This window comes from Paenibacillus popilliae ATCC 14706, assembly GCF_000315235.1.
GTDB lineage: Bacteria > Bacillota > Bacilli > Paenibacillales > Paenibacillaceae > Paenibacillus_B > Paenibacillus_B popilliae.
The window spans coordinates 1-246 of sequence record NZ_BALG01000360.1 but is presented as its reverse complement, the minus strand read 5'-3'; the positions used below and the strand labels follow the sequence as shown (position 1 = coordinate 246).

Below are 246 nucleotides of genomic sequence, written 5' to 3'. Positions count from 1 at the left end.
GAGTATGTACTTGATTGAGAACGATTACGAGCAGACACAGGCGATGTGACAACGTCCCAATTCACTTTTGTTTTCTCGTGTGAGTGTTCTAGTTGATTTACATAAAAGAATCGTTCGAGGTGCATAGCTGCTTGTCCTGCTTCAAAAGGTTCTTCCCCAAAGATCTTTTTTTGATCCTTTAGGCTATATCGAAGAATTCGTTTACTATCTATTGACTGTTGTAATGGATTAAAAATTAAATTCCCT

General features: G+C 37.4%; 1 protein-coding gene. It reads right to left on the bottom strand.

Going from position 1 to position 246, the window contains the following annotated elements; all coding sequences use genetic code 11:
• The coding region (locus PPOP_RS24705) for a hypothetical protein (RefSeq protein WP_234399885.1) at positions 1–246 on the bottom strand (246 nt) is incomplete at both ends.